The 457-nt window shown below is 75.3% G+C and carries 1 protein-coding gene; it reads right to left on the reverse strand.

Annotation, left to right across the window (positions count from 1 at the left end; all coding sequences use genetic code 11):
• Positions 1-457: cation:proton antiporter (locus LPA54_RS38335; RefSeq protein ID WP_228984998.1), on the reverse strand; the 457-nt coding region annotated here is incomplete at both ends.

Here is a 457-nt window from a genome sequence, read left to right on the forward strand (position 1 = left end):
CGCGACCACCACGACGGCGATCACCCCGGAGGCGTGCACCTGCTCGGCCACGCCGTACGCGACGAACGGGATGAGCAGCGAGAGCGTGTTCTGCAGCAGCGTCTCGCGGACGTGGGTGCGCAGCCAGTGCAGCGGCGCCATCAGCACCAGGCCGACCGCCACGCCCCCCACGGCGGCCAGCAGGAACTCGACCACGCCCCCGGCCCAGCTCACGCCCTCGCCGACGGACGCGGCCACGGCGACCCGGAAGGCGGTGATCGCGGTGGCGTCGTTGAACAGCGACTCGCCCTGGAGGATCGTCGTGATCCGCGAGGGCAGGCCGACCCTGCGGGCCACCGCCGTCGCCGCGACGGCGTCCGGGGGCGCCACCACCGCGCCGAAGACCAGCGCCGCGGTCAGCGGCTGCCCGGGCACCCGCTGGTACAGCACCCCGCCGACGGCGAGCGTCGCGAACAGC

Origin of the sequence: Streptomyces sp. DH12, assembly GCF_020873895.1 — a bacterium.
Classification (GTDB): domain Bacteria; phylum Actinomycetota; class Actinomycetes; order Streptomycetales; family Streptomycetaceae; genus Streptomyces.